Genomic DNA, 21,823 nt, shown 5'->3' with positions numbered 1-21,823 from the left:
TTTCTGCCGAAACCTGAATATTGCTAGACAAGCTAGAAGAAAGGCTACCATGTAGGAAGTTAGGTGTAACATACCAAACATGTCCAGTCCTGAAGAGATACCTGAAGAAGCCGGGACCCCGGTTTCCGCTGGCATCTATGATTTGGACGCCAACGATCCTCATCAGGAACTGGTGGATCGCTCCGACCTCTCCGAAGCGGATGTCCAGCAAATCAGCGACGTTATGGCAGCGCTTGGAAGATTGCGCGACGCCGAACAACGGCTCTCCGACGCCTCGCTTCGCTACATGAAACTCAACCAATCCGACATGCGCGCACTGCACTACCTGATCGTCTGTGCCAACCATGGCGTGATAGCCACACCAGGTGCAATAGCCTCCCGGCTCAATATCTCGACGGCGTCAACCACCAAGCTGCTGGACCGGCTGGAACGCGCCGGCCACGTCACGCGACGCGCGCACCCTTCCGACCGCCGCGCCCTCGCCATCGCCATCACACCTGAAACGCACGAGGCCGCCATGAGGACCGTTGGGCGGCAGCAGGCCAAACGGTTCCACGCGGCGGCCAGGCTGAGCCCTCCCGAGCGGGAATCGGTGATCCGATTCCTTGATGACATGGCGCAGGAGATCGAAGTTTCAGACGAAGCGTGGGCAGGTTCGGGGACGTAGGCCTGGCATACCGGCCCGGAAAGCCGGACTAGTACAGGAAGATCGGCAGCCAGTCACGGTTGTGCGCATGCACCAGCGCGAGGAACAGCACAAAGTCGAAGAGCAGGTGCACCGACACCACATACGTGAATGACTTGGTGAGCTTGAATGTGTAGCCCTGCAGCAATGCGAACGGGAATGTCAGGAGTGGACCCCACGACTGGTAGCCGATCTCCCACAGGAATGACGAGAAAACCACTGCTTGCAGGAGGTTGGCCAGCCAGTCCGGAAAATGTTGCCGCAGCAGGGTGAAGGTGGTGCAAATGAAGAACAGTTCATCCCAGATGCCCACGGCGTTGACGCCCAGGAACAGCCGCCAGAAGATCTCGGGGTCGGAAGCATCCGGCCAGTTTTGGTAAACACCGGTCCTGATCAGGTACACCGGCAGGATGAAGTATCCGAGCGCCACCACGCCTATCAGGTACAGCTTCGCTGCCAACGGCCACTTACGGCCGGTGTTCACGGGAAACTTGATGATGTCCTCGCGGTAGGCGAACCGGGACACCACCCATGGCACCAGCACCGCCAATGCAAGGGCGCCGCCCATGAGGGCCATGTGCTCTGTGCTGAGGTCGGCGTTGAGCGGTACCAAGCTGAAGATGGTCATACCGGCCGCGATCAACGCGAGGTGTCGCATCAGCCGGTGGTCGATGAAAGCCGCGGTGGCCACGCTCGCCCCCAGCAGGCCATAGCCAAGCAGCTCGTTGCCCATGGCAAAGAGCGGCACGCCGGACAAGGAAAGCAACGCCGCCGGCAACAGCTTCCAACTGAGTGCGGTGCGGGGTGATTCCGTTGAAATGGATGTCACCCCTCCAGCATGTCAGGGCTTGCCGTCCAATAACACGTTTTCCCTCGTCAGGAGTCTCCTCGGTGTCTCAGATGCTCTGATTCCTCTGTAAGATTCGTGACAAGGCCCACATATTTATTGGTGGACCAAGTCATGGCTGGCTTAGCCAGTGGGGGACACACAAAGGAATAATTAATGGCTCAAGACGCGGGCTCTTTTAAACCGGAAAGCGGCAGCTCACCGAAGGATGACGCTGCTGCGGCCGATGACGCTGTTAAGGCGCCGGCAAGCGAAGACATGACCATGCGCGAACAAGTGCTGGACATCATTGAATCCATCCTTGCGGACAGCGACGCCCGGAGCGAAGGAGCGAGGAACAACCTCCGCGCCTTGGTTGAGGCACGTCCCGGGAATCCCGAGCGTGCCTTGTTGGAGCACTTGCTCGAGACCCGCAAGACACCAGCTTCAGCGGCCAAGGTCCCCGTTCAGCGTGAAGTTGCCAGCCTGCACTTGGAGTCCTCGGATACAGCCAGGACAGTATCGGTACCCGTCAGCCACGAAGTCCGTGAAGGCATCCAGTCGATCCTGGCGGACAAACTCTTGCTGACAGCCTTCCAGCCCGTCCATGCACTGCCCGGCGGCGAGGTGGTGGGCGTAGAGGCGCTCACCAGATTCGTCGGAGAGGATGGCGCCGGAGCCGATGTCTGGTTCAACGAGGCTGCGGCAGCCGGACTGGGAACGGAACTCGAAATTGCCGCGCTGCACTGCGCCCTGACGGCAGCGCACGACGTCCCGGACAACATGTCCGTGGCGCTTAACCTCACCCCCGCAACGTCCAGCGACCCCCGCGTGCGGAACCTTCTGGCTGCGGCGGCACTCGCTCCGGACAGGATCATTGTTGAATTGACGGGCAGCTTGGAATCCGTGGAAGGGCAAACCGGGGACCACGGCCTGGGGCCACTGCGAACCCTGGGCCTGCGGCTGGCCATCAGTGCGTCCGGAGCCGCCCTGGTTTCCATGGAGCGGATTGAACAGTTGCGCCCCGACATCATCAAGCTGGACCGCCATCTGATTGAGGGAATAGAAAGCAGCGACGGTCAGAAAATCCGGGCCAGGGCCATTGTGGAGCTTGCCCGGGAGATCGGCGCGGACATCATTGCGGAAGGCATCGAAACCGCAGCCGAGCTTGATGAAGTCACCGCGCTGAAGGTCACAGCAGCGCAAGGCTACCTGCTGGGTCGACCCTCCGTTCACCCCCTGGACTGGTCCGCATGGAGCATACGCGCGCAGACCGAAGCCCAGCCCGCAGGCTAGGCAACTGCCGGGCATTTGGGTGACTCGCGTAAAGTAGCATGCGGGGGTTTTTCGGTCCCATGAAAATTGGGGATTGCTGAGGCAAGGACCCACCTAGCCAGGAAGTTCTTCGTTGATGGACAGTTTTTTCAGTATGCTCGCGGAAATTCGCGGTAAAACAATCCCAACGAGGTTGGCGGCACGCATGAACTCCCCGCGCGGCTTGCTGGGGGGCTTCGTGGTGATCCACCTGGTGTTCCTGGTCTTCGGGGCCGTTCTCTCGTTGCGCGGCGAAGCCTTCAGCGACACCTTTATCTACCGTGAGTGGGCGCTTGCCGGATTCAACGACGCAAACCTCACAGGGGGACCCAGCCCGTGGGTTTACCCCATCCTGGCGCTGATCCCCATGGGTTTGGCAGCTGTAGCCGGTCCCGGACCTTTCTTCTTCCTGTGGGTCCTGCTCACCACATTGCTGAACGGCTGGGCGGTGCTCAAACTCACCGACCGCGGCCGCCGGCAGGAAGCAATCCCGGCTGCCTGGTGGTGGCTGGTATTCGTCTTCCTCATGGGTTGGTTGGGCTTCGCCCGTGTTGACGGACTGACTGCTCCCATAGTTCTCGTGGCCCTTGTTTATGGTGTTACACGGCCCTTCGTTGCATCGGTCCTCCTGAGCGTCGCCACCTGGGTGAAAGTATGGCCCGCGGCTGTGATGCTGGCCTTATTCGCCGTGGTCAGGAAACGCTTGCATGTTGTGGCGGCAGGAATTGCGACGACGGCGGTTGTGGTGGCGCTGGCTGCGGCAGTTGGTGCCGTTCCCAAGTTGCTGAACTTCCTGACACAACAGGGAGACCGCGGCATGCAGCTCGAAGCGACCTTCACCACCCCTTGGTTGTGGTTGTCTGTCCTCGGCGTCGGGGATTCCCGCATGTACATGAACACTGACATCAACTCCATGCAGGTGGACGGGCCCGGCACCGCGTTCATGTCCGTGCTGATGCAGCCCCTCCTCCTGCTGGCAGCGGCCGCCGTTGCCGGTTTGACCTTCTGGGCCCTGCACCAAGGCAAGCTCAACGGCGGAGTGGACCGGACGGAACTCCTGCTTTCCGGAGCCCTCACACTGGTGACCGCCTTCATCGTTTTCAACAAGGTGGGTTCACCGCAGTTCATGGTGTGGCTCGCACCGGCGGTTGCTGTGGGGCTGGCGCACAACTGGAAAGAGTGGCGCGTTCCGGCCACCATGCTGATAGTGATCGCCGTTGCTACCTACTTCATTTACCCGCTCTTCTACGATGCACTGAGCCACAACAATCCTTGGATGGCTCTGGTCCTGACTATCCGCAACGTCCTGCTGGTGGTTCTCTTCTTCTGGTCGGCGCGTCGCCTGTATTCACTGGGCCGTAAGCCATCCGTGGTCACCGCGCCAGCGGGCAAGGAGCACTAAGATTTCTGCGACGTTCTTCGACCAGCTGGTCCGTTTCCGCAGCCGTGTCCTGCCTCCCGCCGCTGTAGCGTGGTTCGCCCGGCCCTCCAGCGTGTGGTGGGGATTTGCCGCGGTGCACTTCTACTTCCTGTGCTGGATGGCTTCCTTCTTCCTCAGCGGCAATACCTTCAGCGACACCGAGCAATACCGCCAATGGGCGATGGATGGCTACAACCCGGAGAACCTTAACGGGAAGATCAGCCCGTGGGTTTATCCCGTGCTGGCCCAGATTCCCATTTTCCTGGCGGGGATTGCCGGTCCGGACCTCTACTTGCTGATGTGGACCCTGCTGATCACGGCCCTCAACGCCCTGGGGCTTTGGTACCTGACGCGTGGCCCACGACGGGTCACAGGGATCGCGCCCGCATGGTGGTGGCTGTTCTTTACCGTATTCATGGGGTATCTCAGCTTTGCCCGCGTTGAAGGCATCACCACATCCATTGTTTTGATTGCCTTGATCTGCGCTGCCCAGAGGCCAGTTGTTGCGTCCGTCCTGTTGAGCATCGCAACTTGGATCAAGGTGTGGCCCGCAGCGGTGCTGGTACCGATCATCATCGCTTCCCGCAACCGGCTGCAGATGATCGCTGCCGGGGTGGGCGTCACCGCCGTCGTAGGTTTTGGAACCTACCTCGCGGGTGGCTTCAGCCATATCCTGGACTTCCTGATCAACCAGGGCGAGCGGGGCATGCAGTTGGAAGCCACTTTCTCCACGCCCTGGGTGTGGCTCAGTGTTTTCAACATCGCCGGATCCAAGATGGCCGACAACACTGCCATCAACTCCACGGAGGTCTACGGACCCGGCGCCGAGGTAGCGGCGTTCCTCATGCAGCCGCTGCTGATAGTTGCAGCGATCGCCGCCGCCGTCCTCCTGATTCGTGCACTCAATCGCGGAGCGGAGCGCGAGGAGCTGTTCCTCGAAGGATCGTTGATGATGACAACGGCGTTCATCGTGTTCAACAAGGTGGGCTCGCCGCAGTTCATCATCTGGCTGGCACCTGTAATCATTGCGGGCTTGACGCACGACTGGAACCGTTGGAAGGTGCCCGCCGCCCTTCTGATGGGGATTGCCATGACCACGTTCGTGATTTATCCGCTGTTTTATACCCCGCTCATCCACGCGCACCCGATCATGGCTGCTGTGCTCACCACCCGGAATGTCTTGCTGGTGGTACTGCTGTGGTGGTCGGTGCAGCGGACGGTTGAACTGGGGCGGCGGGTGAACCGGGATGGTGCTCCGGTGGTCCCGAAAGCGCATTAGCGGATAGTCGGAGGGCGGTGGAGCAGGCGACGGTCAGTCTGCCCCACCCAACGCGATAGCTTGCCTTGGACCAGCAGCCTGCGCGTGTGGATGTCCAGGAACACCAGGTAGAACGCGAACAGAAGCGCGATGGCGAAGGCCAACGAGGACAAGTCCACAGAGACCTCCACGAAGGACCAGACTGATAATTGGTCCTGCGCTCCGAAGACCACAAAGAACGTCACGCCGACGTACAGGCACCTCATCTGCCAGTCGTCCCTGATCCCCGTCACGGCCAGGAAGGGGACGAACCAGAGGATGTACCAAGGCTGGATGATGGGGGAGAGCAGCACGATCGCCGCGAAGGCGAGGGCCATGCGCCGCACCACGCGGGAGTGGTCTCCGCGGAACATCAGGACGAGGACCAGAGCCACAGCGCCCCACTTCATGCCCGCTCGAAGGACGTCCGCCATTGCATTGCCAGGCAGGCCCAAGGCGTTGCCGAGGAACTCGATTTGCTGGCCCAGGAATCCCGACGGCGAGTAGCCGGTGAACCCGGGAGTGGGGTCCGTGATGGCCCACGCCCAGCCCAGGCCCAGGCCGTATGGGATGCCGCTGATCACCAAAACAGCGAAACTGATGCTGGCGGTCGCGGCCCAGATTCCAAACTTGCGCGGCCAGGACGCCCCGGCGCCCGCCCACATCAGTCCGATGAAGGGCAGCAACAACACGGTGGCCGGTTTGATGCCGATGGAAAGTGTGACCAACAGGATGCCCAGTAGCGGACGCTTGGTGGCTGCGAAGTAGGTTCCCGCCACGGCAAAGCCCACCATGATGGCGTCGTTGTGGGCGCTGGCGACAAAGCTGATGAGGAAGAGCGGGTTGGCCACCGCGATCCAGAGCGCCCGGGCCCCATTGATCCCGTGAAGCTCCGCGAGTTTGGGAACATACACAACGCACAACAGCACCCCGCCGGCGGCAAGGAGCCGAAAGAGCAGGACTGAGACGTCCGGCTGGGCGCCCGTAATGGCAACCACGGCGTGGGCCATCCACAAGAAGTATGGCCCGTACGGAGTGCGGGCTTCCGCCCAAGCCGGGTCCGCGCCCAAGGCGAACCAGTTGTTCAAAGCCGAGATGCCGACGTCGTAAGGGTCTTGGCCTTCCATCATCAGACGGCCTTGGCCTATATACGCGTAGACGTCACGCGAATAGACAGGGACAGCGAACAGCAAAGGAAGGGACCACGCTCCGATCGCCGCAACGATCGGTTTGAGCGAATTCCCTTCCCAACTGCCCATTCGTTGGCCCAACCTCAGCCAGGACCGCACCAATAACATGGCGCCCACGGTCAGGAGGACGGCGGAGACGGTCACGCCCCAGCCTTCAGTGCGGAGTGCAATGACTATGGGGTGGCGGATCATGGGAGATCCATTGGCGATCCACCCGATGCCAATGGACCCTGCAAACATGAACAAGGATCCGAGGAAGCCCTGCAGGATGGCGGGATACGCTACTGGCTTTGTCCCGGGAGCTGCAGCCTTCGGGGCTTTCGTGGTGATGGGCTTTGTGATCGCTGAAGTCCCGGGATGCGGACTGGGGGTACTGCCTGCCGTCATGACTGGTCGGTTCCCCCACTCACGGTATGGCGCTCCTAAAAATAAACGCGGATTGATGCCGAAGAGCTTGTACTTGCGGCAAGTGAAATTTTAGCGTCGATCCGGCCAACACCACCACAGGCGCGGCAAAGGGTGACGGACTCCATAGCGACGCCGCCTGATAGTCGCTGGGTTATGCCTGATCGGGGGTGTGTCCCGAGCCCTTGCCTATATATGCCCCTGGAGGCATGCCGGCGCCGAAGACAGGCCCGGGCTCAGGTCTTTTGGGTTGGTGCCCGTCCTCGCCATTTCGCTGCGTCAGGCGACGAACCACCCATGGAAAGAGATGTTCCCGCGCCCAGATGATGTCCCCCACCCGCGCCTCACGCCAGTTCCGCTCCGGTAGGGGTTTGGGCGTCAACGGCTCCAAGGAGTGCGGAACGTTGAGGGTGTCCAGCACCATAGTGGCGATGGTGTGTTGACCGAGTGGAGAGAAATGTAGCCTGTCCGGATCCCACATCCGGGGATCCGTTAGCTGGCGGAGTGCCCAGAGGTCCGCGATCACGGCATCATGGCGGGTGGCGACTACCCGGATGTTCTCGTTGTAGATGGCCACCTTGCCTCGGGTGCGGCCCAGCACAGGCGTCGCGCCCCAGTCCGGGCCGGTAAAGAGCACGATGGTGGCACCGGTGGATGCCAGTCTTTCCACACCCGCGTCCAGCTCAAGGCCAAGCTTGTCCGGATCGCTCCTATGGAAGAGCAGGTCATTGCCGCCGGCGTTGAGGGTGATCAGATCAGGTTGAAGCTCGATAGCAGGGCCTACCTGCTCTTCGAGAATCTGGTGAAGCAGCCGTCCGCTGATGGCAAGGTTCGCATAGGCGAAATCCTCGTGACCGGTGCTCAATTCTTCCGCGACCCGGTCCGCCCAGCCGCGGAGGCCTCCGGGGCTGCGCGGTTCAGGATCGCCCAAACCTTCCGTGAACGAGTCGCCCAGCGCCACATAACGGCTCCACGGGTGCAGGCCAGCCCCGAAGCTACCGGAACCACCCTGCGCCAAACCGCTGGCACCGGGAGCGTTCATGCCTCCATAGTGCGCCGAATTCCGGATTTTTTGTACAGCTACTGCCATCTGGAGGCTATTTTCCTTATGTCGTGGCAAAGTGCACACACTTGCGTGAAATAAGTCACTTTAAAGAATCACAATGCTAAGATATCTTCCACCAAGGAAATGAGTACTTATGCGCTTCGCTGGTTCCCCGGCGACACACCCTGCTTCGACTGAGAAGCCCAACTTTAAGGACGTCCTATGGACACGATGAGCAAACCCGGAATGCAGGATGAGATCAAACCGAACTGGTGGGTACTTTGCCTCGCATTTGCCGCTGTGGTGCTCGATGGCTACGACACGGTCGCACTCGGAGTGTCCATTCCGTCGATATCCAAGGAATGGGGAGTTGGGCCCGCCCATTTCACCCCGGCCCTCGCGTTTACGAGTGCCGGGGTGGCTCTCGGTTACATGGCGGTAGGACGCTTAGTAGCAAAACTGGGCACAAGGAATGTCATCTTCTCCGCCGTTCTACTCTTCACGATTGGTTCGCTGCTGACGGCATGGTCAGGTTCAATGGTGGAGCTGACGGTCCTTCGTTTCGTGACAGGGCTGGGGTTAGGGGCCGTGCTCCCTGCGGCTGTCTCACATGCGACTGCCGTCAATCCGTCACGTTTGCGCCAATCGATTGCAGTAGTCGTGATGACAGGTATTTCATTCGGGGCCCTCATCGCTGGACTCGGCGGGGGCATCATTACAAATGCGCTCGGGTGGGAATGGGTTTTCATTCTCGGAGCCATCGCCTCCGGTGTGCTCTTGCCGTTCCTATGGGTCGGCCTATCAGGCAAACACGCGTCGATCACTCCCTTGGATCCTTCGGAGGCCAAGCGCCACGCCGCGGTTTCCCGCCTTTTCGATGGACCCGTACGGAGCAGAACGCTTCTCCTGTGGTCATTCTCATTCCTTATCTTCGCCGTTTACTACGTATTCTCATCGTGGCTGCCGACCCTGCTTACGAGCTACGGTTTCGGCCTTGATCTGGCGCCCTTGGGATCGGCGGCGTTGGGCGTAGGAAGCATCGTTGGAGCCTGTGTGCTGATTCTGGGATCACGTCGACGCCGGATGACTTCGGTTTTGGCCTGCACGTCAGCAGCCGCGGTCGGGTTCCTCGTCGTTTCCGCATTCCTCGGTCCGGACAAGGCGCTGTTGCTGATTGTCTTCGGGGGCGTCGGTCTTGGGCTCCAAGCCGGCATGATCGGCCAGGCGGCTGTGGCAGTGACTCTGTACCCTCAAGCAACTGTGACCGCGGGGGTAGGGTGGGCAGCGTCATTGGGGCGACTCGGATCCGTGGTGGGTCCGATATTCGGCGGCATTCTGATCGGCCTTGGCGGGGATACCGGCACCATTGTTCTCTCTGTGTGTGTACCTGTGACTGTGGCCTTGGTGTTGATACTGGTCCTAGGGCGGATTACAGCCGAAAAGACTACAGGTCCCGAATCGTCCCGGCTCGACAAGCAACCCCTCGCTGCCCCGCCCAAGGGCTAGTCCCACGGCTTTGGCCAGCGCGCGTTCGATGTCACCCCATCGCCTACGATGGCAAAACCGGCGAAGGAGGAAACGTATGGGCGCCATGGATGAGCTGATCAATTCCAGTGTTGTAGCTGAACTGCGATCCATACTCACGAGTGCCGAACCCAACATTGCGCTGCCAACATTGGAGCGCTCACGTGGCTCGTTTGACGGGCAACGCCTCCGGCAGCGGGTTGATATCGTCAGGGACGCGCTCCTTGATGATTTGCCGGCCGGTTACCCCGCGGTCCAGGGGATCATGCTCGATGCGCTCGATGACCCTCGGTTTACGGGTTGGATGGTGTGGCCGGCTACCGAGGTGGTGACCGGCAGGGCACTGCAATCGGGGTCGCTCGCGGACTTTGACGCCGCTCTTACGGTCCTGTCCCGCCTGACCGGGAGGCTAACGGGAGAGTTCGCCATCCGTGACCTCATAGCTGCCCGGCCGGAACGAGCTATCGCCACCATGCAAACGTGGACGAATCACGACGACGAAAACGTCCGCCGGCTCGCTACCGAGGGCTCTCGCGCTTACTTGCCGTGGGCCAAAAGGGTTCCTTGGCTGGTGGCCAACCCAGCAGCAACGCAGGGGATCCTCGATGCCACCTATCAAGATCGTGTCGAATACGTTCGACGTTCAGCGGCGAACCATCTCAATGATCTGAGCCGGATCGATCCGCAGCTGGTGATAGCTACTGCGCGCCGATGGTCGGAAAAACCCGACGACACCACGCCCAAGGTGATCCGCCATGGACTCAGGACGCTCGTCAAGCAAGGTAATCCGGACGCGCTCGCCCTCCTGGGCTTCTCGGGCGGCCAGCTCGTGGTTATGGAGCCTCGAATCCTTCACACTTCAGTGGCATGGGGCGGAACTGTGGAATTTTCAGCCGAGGTGGTGAATGAAGGCCCCCGGCCCGCTAAAGCAGCCATCGACTATTCCATCGGTTTCCAGCGGGCCAATGGCACGGTAAGCGCTAAAACTTTCAAGCTGACGTCCCGCCGTATTGGGCCAGGTGAGACAGCCACTGTCACAAAAGCACATTCCTTCCGCCCAATCACAACCCGTTCCTATTACCCGGGGGAGCACTATGTAGTAGTCCAGGCAAACGGCGTCGCGTCGGTGCCGGCGAATTTCGTCCTCGACAAGAGGGAGCTTGGCTAAAAGCACGCCCCGCCGGGTCCCCGGATGTGCATCAGATCCCCATCAGCCGTTGCATCTGCTCGCCCGCATCACTCCCCGGCGCCGGCGTGTAAACGACGATGTGAAGGTCGGGCCGGTCGGAGGGTGAGACCTGGTGGTGCTCCATGTGCAGGACGCCAACTGCGGGGTGGTGGAACTGCCGCTCGCGGGATTCGAAGCCGAGGATGTCGTACCGGTCCCAGCTTTCCTGGAACTCCGGGCTCGCGTCCTTGAGCCGGCCTACTTGATACTCCACATCGGGGTCGCCCAGGCGCTGCCCGGTTTCGGCCCTGAACTCAGCCAGGAAGCGCTTGCTGGTGACGTCCCAGTCGGGCAGCAGGTCACGGATGTAGGGGTCGGTGAAGACGAGCCACAGAAGGTTCCGGTCCGAGGCGTCGAACGTCCCGATGTTGGGATAGAGCGCTTCGTAAGCGCGATTCCATCCGGCGATTCCCCAGTCCGGGGACAAGGCGTAAGAAGGGTTGGGGTCCAGGGCGTCCAGCAGGCGCTGCACATGCGCGGGCGCATCGGCCGCCACTGGTCCTTTGGGGAGCGCCGACGAGTATCCGCCCAAGGAGAGCACGTAGCTCAGGCCGGTGTCGGAAAGATGCAGCGTTCGGGCCACGGCTTCCAGGACTTGGCGTGAGGGGCTGATGTCACGGCCCTGCTCCAGCCAGGTGTACCAAGTGACGCTGACCCCGGAGAGGAACGCGATCTCTTCCCGACGGAGGCCGCGCTCGCGGGAACGACCCACGGGGGGCAGTCCATAGTCCGAACGAAGGGCCTGGTTTCGGCGGGTCCTCAGGAAGAGCCCCAGTTCTTTGCGTCTCTCATCTTTCACGAACTCAACACTATTACTCTGGTACTTTCACTACTAGTAGCAGCACCGTCTTCCGCCAACCGTAGAAGAACAGCAGGATGGTATCCATGCCTGCACTACGCTCAAGAACAGTTACCCATGGCCGCAACATGGCCGGCGCCCGCGCACTGCTGCGCGCCTCCGGCGTTGCCAACACGGACATCGGCAAACCGATCATCGCCGTTGCCAACTCCTTCACCGAATTCGTCCCCGGCCACACCCACCTTGCCCCCGTGGGCCGGATCGTCTCCGACGCGATCCTCGCCGCCGGCGCCGTGCCGCGCGAGTTCAACACCATCGCCGTGGACGACGGCATCGCCATGGGCCACTCCGGCATGCTCTACTCGCTGCCGTCCCGCGACCTGATCGCCGACTCCGTCGAGTACATGGTCAACGCACACTGCGCAGACGCGTTGGTCTGCATCTCCAACTGCGACAAAATCACCCCGGGCATGCTTATGGCCGCGCTGCGCCTGAACATCCCCGTAGTGTTCGTCTCCGGCGGTCCCATGGAAGCCGGCCGCGTGACCCTGACCGACGGCTCCGTACGGTCCCTGGACCTGGTGAACGCGATTGCCGACGCTGTTGATGAATCCATTTCCGATGAAGACATCAACCTCATCGAAGAGAACGCCTGCCCCACCTGCGGTTCGTGCTCTGGCATGTTTACCGCCAACTCGATGAACTGCCTTGCCGAGGCAATCGGCCTTGCCCTCCCGGGCAACGGCTCTGTGCTCGCGACGCACACCGCACGTAAGGCGCTCTATGAGAAGGCCGGCGCCACCGTCGTCGAGCTCGTCAAGCGCTATTACGACGGCGACGACGACTCCGTGCTGCCGCGCTCCATCGCAACTGCCGAGGCTTTCGACAACGCCATGGCCCTGGACATCTCCATGGGCGGCTCCACCAACACCATCCTGCACCTGCTGGCCGCGGCCCAGGAGGCGGGCGTGGACTATGGCCTGGCCGAGATGGACGCCAAGTCCCGTCAGGTGCCCTGCTTGGCCAAGGTGGCCCCGAACGTCGCCGGGGACAAGACCTATTACATGGAAGATGTGCACCGTGCCGGGGGCATCCCCGCACTGCTGGGTGAACTGAACCGCGGCGGCCTCCTTCACAAGAACGTCCACTCCGTACATTCCAACGATTTGGATGGCTGGCTGGACGACTGGGACATCCGCGGCGGCAAGGCCACCGAGGAGGCGGAGGCACTATGGCACGCCGCTCCAGGCGGCGTCCGCTCCTCCACAGCTTTCTCGCAGTCGAACCAGTGGACCTCCCTGGACACCGACGCTGAGGATGGCTGCATCCGTTCCGTGGAGCACGCTTACTCCAAGGATGGCGGCCTGGCTGTGCTGCGGGGCAATGTGGCTGTGGACGGCGCGGTGGTGAAGACCGCAGGTGTGGACGAGTCCATCTGGACCTTCGAAGGCCCAGCCGTTGTGTGTGAGTCGCAGGACGAAGCCGTGGAAAAGATCCTGAACAAGACCATCAAGGAAGGCGACGTGGTGGTCATCCGCTACGAAGGGCCCAGAGGCGGGCCGGGTATGCAGGAAATGCTCTACCCCACCTCGTTCCTGAAGGGCCGCGGCCTGGGAAAGAAGTGCGCCCTGATCACGGACGGCCGCTTCTCCGGCGGTACCTCCGGCCTGTCGATCGGGCACATCTCTCCGGAGGCTGCCTCCGGCGGTGCCATCGCCCTGGTGGAGAACGGCGACATTATCAGCATCGATATCACCCAGCGTTCCCTCCAGTTGCAGGTCTCGGACGAGATCCTTGCCGAACGACGCGAAAAACTGGAGGTCAACGGCGGCTACAAGCCGAAGGACCGCGAACGCCACGTGTCTCCCGCGCTCCGTGCTTACGCGGCCATGGCCCTGTCAGCAGACAAGGGCGCCGTCCGCGACGTTTCGCTGGTGGAAAACCTCTAGGCTTCCTCCAGCGCCCGAGCGCACGCCCTCAAGCTTGGCGGGGTCCTCCACCCGGATTCCCGCCAAGCCCAGCAGTTCCGCACAAGTTGAGTCACAAGGCCACCCAGGAGAAAACCACTGAGCCCATCAGGGCGATGATCGTTCCGAGTGCCGAAACGACCGGGCATGCTGTCCCTTCAAAGGGCGGCGTCGACCCCCAGGTCCTCAAGAGCCCATGACAAGATCCGCAGCTCGAAGGGGTGCCCTTCCTGGATTTCGAAGATGTAGGCATCGAGTTCAAAGATGGAGGCATTTCCGCCGTGGGCCCAGTACTTGATCCAGAGGGCTTCAAGGTCAATGGTCCGGCTTCGTATGAGCTTTCGCGCTGTTCGACGTGGATCTTCCATGGCAGATTTCCCGCTCCAAGCGGCGGGTCGCTCTCGAGGGAACTAATCAGGTTACTTATTTTCGAACTGTACCCCTTGCTCTGTTTCCGGGGCAATGGGTGACGGGAAGCCGAAGTGTTCCTACGATTAGGCTCATGGAACCCACCGGAAACGCCGAACACATCAGAAGCCTGCATGAGCTGGTGGTCGGTAGTTCCGACATCCACGGAATTCTCAACGGCGTGACCAGCTTCGCCTGCGATGCGATGAGCAAGGTGGCCGGTGAAAACATCGACTGCGCCCTGACATTGCGCAGACGCAAACGAACCGCTACTGTCGCAGGCAGCAGTGAGAGGGCCGTGCACCTGGACAAAATTGAACAGGAACTTCGGCAGGGCCCTTGCCTTGAAGCCTTGGATCTTGGCCGAATGGTGCTGCTGGCAGACGTTGCCACTGACACCAAATGGCCGTTATACAGCAAGGCTTTGGCGGCCGAAGGAGTCCACAGCGCCTTGGGCGTGCCCATGGACCTGGGAGAGACATCTGAAGCGGTCATCAACTTTTTCGCTCCCACGGCGGGAACCTTCACGGATACAGTGATTGCTGAAGCCGCAGCCTTCGCTGATGTCGCCGGCAGTACGTTGCGTTTGGCCATCAGGATCGAAACCGTGGAGCAGCTCAATGCGGACCTGAAAACGGCGATGTCCTCCAGGACAGTCATCGACCTTGCCTGCGGCGTCATCATGGCCCAGAATCGTTGCAGTCAGGACGAGGCGTTCAGTGTGTTGACCAAGGCTTCAAGCCATCGAAACCAAAAACTTTATGCAGTCGCCTCGGAAATTATCGCCAACCTCAGCGGCAGCAGTGACAACCAGCTGCGCTTTGACGACTGAGCCATCGGACTGGTGCCGTAGGGGCCCCGGCTCAGAAAAGTGTCGCTGAAATATTTCTCGAAACGCCGCGTCACGTTTCCGCAGCTCAAAGCACATATCCAATGCCCATGTCGTTTGAACCGCATACAGCGCCGTTGCCCTTTTCGGCTGCGTTGCGGTTCATCGACGCAGTTAGCAGTGATGGGTGTGGCGGGTTCTGGGGCCCGCCCGGGGCGCCATCATTGCGTAAACCGGGCTAGTGCGGTCGGCCGTCTGAGTCGCGACCGACCGCACGATCCGGGGGTCATGAGTCCCACCAGAAGTCCACAGGCAGTTCGTCCGGACTCTGGTGGATTCCGGAGAAGTGAACCTAGACTGACCGCATGGCGCAGACCCGGACTCGCACCGCCCGCGTCGTTTCCCTTGCGATTGCTGCAGCCGCCTTGTTGGCAGGCTGCATGGGAAGCGGCACCAGTCCTTTCGTGGGTGTCTGGGGTGACACCAGCGACCCCAAGCAACCCTCCCTTGAGCTGAAAGCGGATGGGAGTGCGGCCGGAACTGATGGCTGCAACAGGCTTATGGGATCTTGGAAAGAGGACGGCAAAACCATCGCGTTCGGGGGGTTCGCCTCTACCCGCATGGCCTGCGAGGGCGTCGATACGTGGCTGTCGAACGCCTCCACGGCAAGGATCCAGGAAGACGGAAAGCTAGCGGTATTCGGCCAGGGCGGGGATGAGATCGGCACGCTGGCTGCCGGCAAGTAGCTACTTCGTCGGCGGCACCGAGAGGTACCAAGGTAAGTCCTTCCTGGGATAGTGCACACGCTACACAGAGTCAGGCTGCGTGTCTGCAGATTCCGGATCGGGCGTTTCCGAAGTCAAGGGGTTCTCGATCTCATCGGTCATCATGCGTGCGACGAAGAGCGCCACGAAGGCCATGATGGGGCACGCCAAACCACCAATGAAGAAAATGAGCCAGATGGGGACAACCTCGGCGATCGGTCCGGCGAGAGCCATGGATACCGGCATGAGGGCCAGCGAAACGAAGAAGTCCAAGCTGGAAATCCGCCCCAGCAGGTGCCGTGGCACCCGCCGTTGCAGCAGTGTGCCCCAGATGACAGTTCCGATCCCCTCTGTAACTCCGAAAATGAGCATGGCAACGCCGAGCATCCAGAAGCTGTCCATGAAACCAATGGCGGCAACCGGCAGGCTCCCCAATCCCCATGTCAACACCATGACGGTCAGGTAGCGGCGGGGAAGGCGCAAGGAAGCCGTTGCCAGTGCAGCCACGGCACTGCCGACGCCCATGATGGCCAGGAGAAAGCCGAACATCCTCGAGTCGCCGCCCAGCTGGTCCTGAACAACGAACGGCAGCAACACCTCAATGGGTCCGATGAGGAACAGGACGGAAAGGCAAGCCCAAATCAGGGTCCAGAGAAGCCACGGTGTGCGGATGGTGTAGCTGAATCCTTCCCGCAGGTCTTTGAAGAGGGACGATTTTGCAGGTGCCCCGCCCGGCCCGGGGGTGTTCGGACCCAGCGTCCGGCGGCTCAGGAAGTTCACGATCCCGAACGCCAACAAATGGCAGACAGCAACGCCTGCGACGGCGTGCGCCGGGGACAACGCCGCTACAAGGATTCCCGCAAGGGCAGGACCGGCCGCCTGCTGCAATACCGGGCGCACAGTGCCCTCCAAGCCATTCGCTGCCAGGAGGTCGTCCGCGGGCAGGATGCGCGGAAGGATGGCCGAATATGCAGGAAAGAAGAACGCCTGGCCCACTCCCAGGACGAAGGCGCCGATAGCGAGGTGCCACAGTTGAAGGACATTGAACATGGCAAGTCCTGTAATCGTGGCAATGACTGCCAGGTTGGCGCCTTCCACGGCGATGATCAGGAGCCTTTGCGGGAGCCTGTCTGCAGCGATTCCGCCAGCCAGCACGAAACCAACCAGTCCGATGCTGGCCGCGGTGGCAACCAAGGACAGTTCCAGCGGGCCCCCACCAAGGTGGATCACTTCATAGACCATCGCCACTGCCCACATGCCGGATCCGAAAATGGAGATGGACAGCGCAGAAATCAGCACCCGGAATTCCCGGTGCGCAAAGGGACGCAGCGCTCTCAACGCGGCCATTTCACTAGCCTAGACCTGCGCACTGACGCTGTGGAAGGCGCGTTGGAGCCGTGGCCGGCATCCGGTTGATGGGCCCCGGTGACCGGGACGACGTTCGGGACGAAACTAAGTTATGAAGCGCCCGACGGCGGGGCGTCGTCGTCGAAGTCCGGGCCTTCCGCGGCGTCCTGGCTGTGGATGCCGGTATCGTGCGAAACCCAGCCTTCCGTTTCACCCTCCGCCGGAGCGTCGGTGTGGTGCCGCAGGACATGCTCGGTCTTGTCTGTCGCCTTCATTACGGATACTCCCTGTCCTGGCTTGGACTGCTTCCGTGAATGCATCCCAGTCTACGCCGCAGTACCCCCGTTTTGGGGTCAGCTCTGCGCGGAAAACTGTCCACATAAGGCCTTTAGCGGGTCTGGCAGGGCGGGGGTGTGGCATAGGCTGAAGCCAGCAGTTCCCCGTGAAACGACTAACTGCCAAGGAGAGGTGAAGATGCCCAAGCGCCCCAACCCGGCGGTGAAGATCGCCCAAGAAACAGCCCACAACGCAGTGTTTGACGCCGAAGGCAACGCCAAGCCCGGAGTCCACAATGTGCTGTTGAAGGCTGTCGAAGTCCAGCGACCCCTGGTCCTGGCCAACCTTCGCAGGCTCCAACGCAGGCACCCCAACGATTCACCGGCGCAGCTTGCCGCCAAACTCGAGCGCCACTACCTGCTGGTCATATCCGGCGGAGGTGCAGCAGTGGGCGCCACCGCCGTCGTGCCTGGAATTGGAACCGCGGCGTCGCTGGGACTTTCCGCGCTCGCAACGGTGGGCTTTTTGGAGACCACCGCACTGTATGCGTCGTCCCTGGCGGAGCTCCACGGTATCCGGCTCACTGACCCTGTCCGTGCCCAAACCATGGTTATGGCCATCATGCTGGGCGAGGAAGGCACATCCATGCTGGGCGCCCTGAGCGGACAATCGCTAGGACGCGGCAAGGGCGTGACCAACGCATGGGGCCGCACTCTTACCAAGAAGATTCCCGGAAATGGCTTCGGTGTCATCCGCGACTCCATCCAGCGCGCCTTCCTGAAGAACCTCCTGAAACGCCAAGGCACTGCGTTCCTCGGCCGTGCCCTGCCGTTCGGCGTCGGCGCTGTGGTGGGTGGTGCGGGCAACCTGATGATGGGCCGTGCCGTGGTGTCCACCGCAAAGGAAGCATTCGGCCCGCTGCCGGACACTATCCCTGGCGAATTGCTCCCGAACGCATCAAAGGATGTCTTGAACAACACGACGCTGGAAGGCGGTACCGGTGGATCTGAACGCTGACCTGGGGGAATCCTTCGGCTCCTGGACCATGGGAGACGACGCCTCGATGTTCCGCATCGTGAGCAGCGCCAACGTGGCCTGTGGCTTCCACGCCGGTGATCCCCTCACCATGCTGGACAGCTGCCGTGCGGCGTTCGAGCTGGACGTCCGCGTCGGCGCCCATGTGGGGTACAGGGACTTGGCGGGTTTCGGCCGCCGCTCCCTGGACATGACCTTTGACGAGTTGTTCGGTGACGTTCTGTACCAACTTGGCGCCCTCGACGGCATGGCCCACGCGGTGGGAGCTTCGGTGGATTACGTGAAGCCTCACGGTGCGCTCTATAACAGGATCGTTCGGGACGCTGAGCAGGCCGAAGCCGTAGTGGCTGCCGTCCACGCTTATGACCCCGGGCTTCCGGTCTTGGGCTTGCCGGGCTCGGCATGGCTGACGCTTGCCGAGGAATCCGGGCACCCGGTGTTCCGTGAAGCATTCGTGGACCGGTCCTACCTGCCCGACGGAACACTGGTGCCGCGCACCCAGGAAGGTGCCGTGCTTCATGATCCCGACGCCGTGGTGGCCCAGGCCGTGCGTCTCGCAACGCGCAAGGAAGTGCTGGCCATCGACGGAACCGTGGTGCCTGTGCTGGCCGATTCGCTGTGCATCCACGGCGACACGCCCGGTGCGGTGAATATGGCTGCCGCAGTCCGGGAGGGCCTCGAGCAGGCCGGCGTTCAGATTGAGGCGTTCGCCTAAATCCGAGTCTGGGGAGGACCGATGGGTGCGGTAGTGGTGGAGCCGGGATCGGCCACGTATGTTCTCGGCCCGGAGCAAGTACTGGACCGCGCGTCCATGCACATGGCTAATGCCCTACTGGGTAACCCGGACTCTGCGGCCGGACTTGAGGTGCTGTTGGGCGGGCTGAAGTTGAGGTTCGTCACGGGGTCGGCCGTGGCAGTCACCGGGGCCGAGGGCATGGTGACTCTCAACGGTAAAGAACTGCCCCTCAACAAGGCTGTGCGGGTGGCGCCCGGCGCAGTGCTTGAGTTCGGCCCTGCCCTGTTTGGTCTGCGATATTACGTGGGGATCCAAGGTGGAATTTCGGCCCAGGCGGAGTCGCTGCGAGCTGGTGCGGCGCTGACACTTGGTCGGCCGCACGGGCACCGTTTTCCCGAGGTGACGTACCCTGCCCGGCGTGCTTTGGACCCCGAACGTCCTGTGGTTGCGAGGGTTTCGCGCGGATCGTGGGCCCGGTATTACGACGCCGGCACGTGGCTTCGCTTGACCAGCGAACCCTGGATTCTCTCGCCGGATTCGGATCGGGTAGGCGCGCGTTTGGCGGGACGGCCGCTCGATGTTGCAGCGGCCTGTGAGGATGCCACCGGTGAAGCACCCCAACCCCAGCCGCTGGTATCAGGCTCTGTCCTGTTACCGGCGTCGGGCCTTCCTGTTATCGCGCTGGCCGGCCATCCGGATACTGCTGAGTCACCGGTGATCGCTGTGGTCCGGGACGAGGACCTGGACTTGATCGGGCAAGCCAGGCCTGGTCAGATGGTGCACCTGCTGGGCTGAACGGGATGGACCTGATTGGCGCCAGTGCTTGGTACCCAGGGGTACTCCGGCGGCAGCCCCTCAGTAACATCTTCAGCATGGACACGCCTCCCTTAAAGCTTCTGCGCCAGCATGACCAGGATGCCGCTGGGTCCGCGAAGATACGTCAGCTTGTAAACGTCCTGATAGTTCGCCACACCGCGCAGCGGATGGCATCCGTGCTTTGCCGCGATCTCAAGGGCCTGGTCGATGTCGTCAACTGAGAAGGCGACTCGGTGCATTCCGATCTCATGGGGAAGTGTTGGGTTCGTCTCGATTGCGTCCGGGTGAAGGTATTCGAAGAGCTCAAGTTGACCGTTGCCATCCGGAGTTTGGAGCACCGCAATTTTGGCGTGGTTGCCATCCAGGCCAACGGCAGTATCCGCCCACTCGCCACTGACCGTGTCCCTGCCCAGTACCGTGAGGCCGAGATCCGTGAAGAAGGCGATTGATTCCTCAAGATCGCGAACAGCTATACCGACGTTCTCAAGTTTGATAGGCATGCGTTGAAGCTACCAAGGCCCATCGGATAGCTCTAGTGCTGCCCATTACCCAAACAGCAGGTGCGCCACTGTGAAAATCGCCAATCCAGCCAAGGCACCCACCACTGTTCCGTTGATGCGGATGTACTGGAGGTCTTTGCCCACCTGCAGCTCGATCTTCTGGGACGTTTCCTCGGCATCCCAGCGGGCCACGGTGTCTGAGATGACCCCGGCGATGTCCGAACGGTACGTATTCACCAGATAGCCCGCAGCATCACCGATCCAGGTGTTGACCTTACCGGCCAGTTCTTCGTCGTTGACCAAGCGAGTGCCGAAGTCCCGGACGGCGCTCTTGAAACGCTGGCTCAGTTCGCTGTCGGGATCGTCGACGGCGTTCAGCAGCGCAGTCTTGACCGTCCCCCACGTGCGTGACGCCAGTTCGCGGACCTCGGGATCTCCGAGGATCTGGGCCTTGATGGATTCCGCGCGCTCGATCATGGCGGGGTCGTGCTGCAAGTCCTGGGCCAGATCAGTCAGGTAGGCGTCGATCGACTGCCGCACCTGGTGGTTCTGGTCCGCCTGTACTGCACGGACGAACTTGGACAGTTCCACGTAGACGCGGTCACCCACCAAGCCGTCAACGAATGTCGGCACCCAGAGTGGCGAGCGATCCGAAACGAGCCTGTTCACCGTTGCATGGTTGGCGTCCACCCAGTCGGCTGCCCGGTCAACCAACAGGTCAACCAAGGTGTGGTGGTGGCCGTCGGCGAAGATCCGTTCGGCCATCCTGCCCACCGGTGGCCCCCAAGGCGGGGTGAGGAGGTGCTTGCGGACCATGCCCTCGATCACTGTCTGGACGTCGTCGTCGTTCAGTACTGTGAAGGCGCCTCTAATCACCGCGCCGCCTTCTTTGGCCACGCGCTCGGCACCGCCTGGCGCTGACAGCCAGTGACCGGCCTTGCGGGCAATATCAATGCTTGCCAGCTTTTCCTGCACAACTTCTTGGGACAGGAAGTTGCTCTCAACGAAGTCGCTGAGTGATTCCCCGATCTGGTCCTTACGACGCGGAATGATGGCCGTGTGAGGGATCTTCAGGCCCATGGGGTATTTGAACAGCGCGGTAACAGCGAACCAGTCTGCCAGCGCACCCACCATGCCGCCTTCGGCCGCAGCCCGGACGTATTCGAGCCACGGGTACTGTTTCTGGAACGCGAACGCCACGGTGAAGATCACCGCCATCGCGATCAGCAGCGCCAAGGCCAACCGTTTCATGCGGAGCAATGCGGCCGCTTTCTCCATATCTCCCGCGGAGGGAGCGACGACGGCGGATGCCCCTCGTGCGGGTGCGGCGCCGGCAGTGGGAGCGGGGTTGGTGACGTCTTCGGTTGGGATTTGTTCAGAGTTCACCTGCATTAGCCCAGCGTAGCCCCCGA

The 21,823-nt window shown here is 61.6% G+C and carries 21 protein-coding genes; 12 read left to right on the top strand and 9 right to left on the bottom strand.

All coding sequences use genetic code 11. The features are described from left to right. Positions 1–79: 79 nt before the first annotated feature. Positions 80–667, top strand: a complete 588-nt coding sequence (locus A477_RS0120770) for a MarR family winged helix-turn-helix transcriptional regulator (RefSeq protein ID WP_017200775.1) — start codon at positions 80–82, stop codon at positions 665–667. Between the two features lie 28 nt (positions 668–695). Here the strand turns inward: A477_RS0120770 and A477_RS0120765 are convergent, their stop codons facing one another. Then, complete coding sequence (locus tag A477_RS0120765; RefSeq protein ID WP_017200774.1) at positions 696–1,514, bottom strand: CPBP family intramembrane glutamic endopeptidase; 819 nt, start codon at positions 1,512–1,514, stop codon at positions 696–698. Between the two features lie 174 nt (positions 1,515–1,688). Here A477_RS0120765 and A477_RS0120760 point away from each other — a divergent pair, with 174 nt between their 5' ends. The 3 genes from A477_RS0120760 to A477_RS0120750 all read left to right on the top strand — a co-directional run bounded on the left by A477_RS0120760 (position 1,689) and on the right by A477_RS0120750 (position 5,524). Further along, positions 1,689–2,807, top strand: coding sequence for an EAL domain-containing protein (locus A477_RS0120760; RefSeq protein ID WP_017200773.1), 1,119 nt, complete (start codon positions 1,689–1,691; stop codon positions 2,805–2,807). Between the two features lie 115 nt (positions 2,808–2,922). Then, entirely contained in the window at positions 2,923–4,227 is a 1,305-nt protein-coding gene (locus A477_RS0120755; protein WP_017200772.1) for a glycosyltransferase family 87 protein, read from the top strand. 136 nt (positions 4,228–4,363) lie between these two features. After that, on the top strand, positions 4,364–5,524 hold the full coding sequence (locus tag A477_RS0120750) for a glycosyltransferase 87 family protein (RefSeq protein ID WP_353579781.1): 1,161 nt from the start codon (positions 4,364–4,366) through the stop codon (positions 5,522–5,524). On the opposite strand, the gene mptB is transcribed toward A477_RS0120750, so the two are convergent. Both mptB and A477_RS0120740 read right to left on the bottom strand, forming a co-directional pair. Continuing rightward, positions 5,521–7,119, bottom strand: a complete 1,599-nt coding sequence (mptB, locus tag A477_RS0120745) for a polyprenol phosphomannose-dependent alpha 1,6 mannosyltransferase MptB (RefSeq protein WP_017200770.1) — start codon at positions 7,117–7,119, stop codon at positions 5,521–5,523. The genes A477_RS0120750 and mptB overlap by 4 nt on opposite strands. A 172-nt stretch (positions 7,120–7,291) precedes the next feature. After that, complete coding sequence (locus A477_RS0120740) at positions 7,292–8,179, bottom strand: GDSL-type esterase/lipase family protein (protein WP_044569397.1); 888 nt, start codon at positions 8,177–8,179, stop codon at positions 7,292–7,294. Positions 8,180–8,404: 225 nt separating this feature from the next. Here A477_RS0120740 and A477_RS22650 point away from each other — a divergent pair, with 225 nt between their 5' ends. After that, on the top strand, positions 8,405–9,688 hold the full coding sequence (locus A477_RS22650) for an MFS transporter (RefSeq protein WP_017200768.1): 1,284 nt from the start codon (positions 8,405–8,407) through the stop codon (positions 9,686–9,688). A gap of 76 nt (positions 9,689–9,764) precedes the next feature. After that, a complete protein-coding gene (locus A477_RS0120730; protein WP_017200767.1) occupies positions 9,765–10,874 on the top strand; it encodes a DNA alkylation repair protein in 1,110 nt (369 codons plus the stop codon). Positions 10,875–10,905: 31 nt separating this feature from the next. Here A477_RS0120730 and A477_RS0120725 read toward each other — a convergent pair whose 3' ends face one another. Beyond that, positions 10,906–11,733: a helix-turn-helix transcriptional regulator gene (locus tag A477_RS0120725; RefSeq protein ID WP_017200766.1), complete on the bottom strand. Its 828-nt coding sequence runs from the start codon at positions 11,731–11,733 to the stop codon at positions 10,906–10,908. A gap of 86 nt (positions 11,734–11,819) precedes the next feature. On the opposite strand from A477_RS0120725, the gene ilvD reads away from it, so the two are divergent. Continuing rightward, positions 11,820–13,682: a dihydroxy-acid dehydratase gene (gene ilvD, locus A477_RS0120720; protein ID WP_026005813.1), complete on the top strand. Its 1,863-nt coding sequence runs from the start codon at positions 11,820–11,822 to the stop codon at positions 13,680–13,682. Positions 13,683–13,858: 176 nt separating this feature from the next. Here ilvD and A477_RS0120715 read toward each other — a convergent pair whose 3' ends face one another. Continuing rightward, positions 13,859–14,068: a hypothetical protein gene (locus A477_RS0120715; RefSeq protein WP_017200764.1), complete on the bottom strand. Its 210-nt coding sequence runs from the start codon at positions 14,066–14,068 to the stop codon at positions 13,859–13,861. Positions 14,069–14,202: 134 nt separating this feature from the next. Between A477_RS0120715 and A477_RS0120710 the strand changes: the two genes are divergently transcribed. Both A477_RS0120710 and A477_RS0120705 read left to right on the top strand, forming a co-directional pair. Then, positions 14,203–14,940 (top strand): GAF and ANTAR domain-containing protein, encoded by a 738-nt coding sequence (locus tag A477_RS0120710; protein WP_026005812.1) that lies wholly within the window; start codon positions 14,203–14,205, stop codon positions 14,938–14,940. Positions 14,941–15,302: 362 nt separating this feature from the next. Continuing rightward, entirely contained in the window at positions 15,303–15,683 is a 381-nt protein-coding gene (locus tag A477_RS0120705; protein WP_017200762.1) for an META domain-containing protein, read from the top strand. Positions 15,684–15,743: 60 nt separating this feature from the next. Here the strand turns inward: A477_RS0120705 and A477_RS0120700 are convergent, their stop codons facing one another. Further along, the gene (locus A477_RS0120700) at positions 15,744–17,048 is read right to left on the bottom strand and encodes an MFS transporter (RefSeq protein WP_017200761.1); all 1,305 of its coding nucleotides are present in this window, start codon (positions 17,046–17,048) and stop codon (positions 15,744–15,746) included. A 110-nt stretch (positions 17,049–17,158) separates the two neighbouring features. Further along, positions 17,159–17,323, bottom strand: a complete 165-nt coding sequence (locus A477_RS23580) for a hypothetical protein (protein ID WP_017200760.1) — start codon at positions 17,321–17,323, stop codon at positions 17,159–17,161. A 199-nt stretch (positions 17,324–17,522) separates the two neighbouring features. Here A477_RS23580 and A477_RS0120690 point away from each other — a divergent pair, with 199 nt between their 5' ends. Genes A477_RS0120690 through A477_RS0120680 form a run of 3 tightly spaced genes read left to right on the top strand, consistent with a single transcriptional unit; the run spans position 17,523 to position 19,890 of the window. Then, positions 17,523–18,341 (top strand): hypothetical protein, encoded by an 819-nt coding sequence (locus tag A477_RS0120690; RefSeq protein WP_017200759.1) that lies wholly within the window; start codon positions 17,523–17,525, stop codon positions 18,339–18,341. Continuing rightward, complete coding sequence (locus tag A477_RS0120685) at positions 18,325–19,074, top strand: LamB/YcsF family protein (RefSeq protein WP_017200758.1); 750 nt, start codon at positions 18,325–18,327, stop codon at positions 19,072–19,074. Before A477_RS0120690 ends, A477_RS0120685 begins: the two co-directional genes overlap by 17 nt. Before the next feature lie 21 nt (positions 19,075–19,095). After that, positions 19,096–19,890 (top strand): 5-oxoprolinase subunit C family protein, encoded by a 795-nt coding sequence (locus A477_RS0120680; RefSeq protein ID WP_017200757.1) that lies wholly within the window; start codon positions 19,096–19,098, stop codon positions 19,888–19,890. Positions 19,891–19,982: 92 nt separating this feature from the next. Here A477_RS0120680 and A477_RS0120675 read toward each other — a convergent pair whose 3' ends face one another. Both A477_RS0120675 and A477_RS0120670 read right to left on the bottom strand, forming a co-directional pair. Further along, positions 19,983–20,411 carry a VOC family protein gene (locus A477_RS0120675; protein ID WP_017200756.1) on the bottom strand — a complete coding sequence of 143 codons (429 nt, stop codon included), beginning with the start codon at positions 20,409–20,411 and terminating at the stop codon, positions 19,983–19,985. A gap of 45 nt (positions 20,412–20,456) precedes the next feature. Then, positions 20,457–21,803 (bottom strand): DUF445 domain-containing protein, encoded by a 1,347-nt coding sequence (locus A477_RS0120670; RefSeq protein WP_017200755.1) that lies wholly within the window; start codon positions 21,801–21,803, stop codon positions 20,457–20,459. Positions 21,804–21,823 lie beyond the last annotated feature (20 nt).

The organism is Arthrobacter sp. M2012083 (genome assembly GCF_000281065.1).
Lineage (GTDB): Bacteria > Actinomycetota > Actinomycetes > Actinomycetales > Micrococcaceae > Arthrobacter.
Note: the sequence above shows the minus strand (reverse complement) of the source record. Positions and strands in the feature narration are given on the sequence as shown.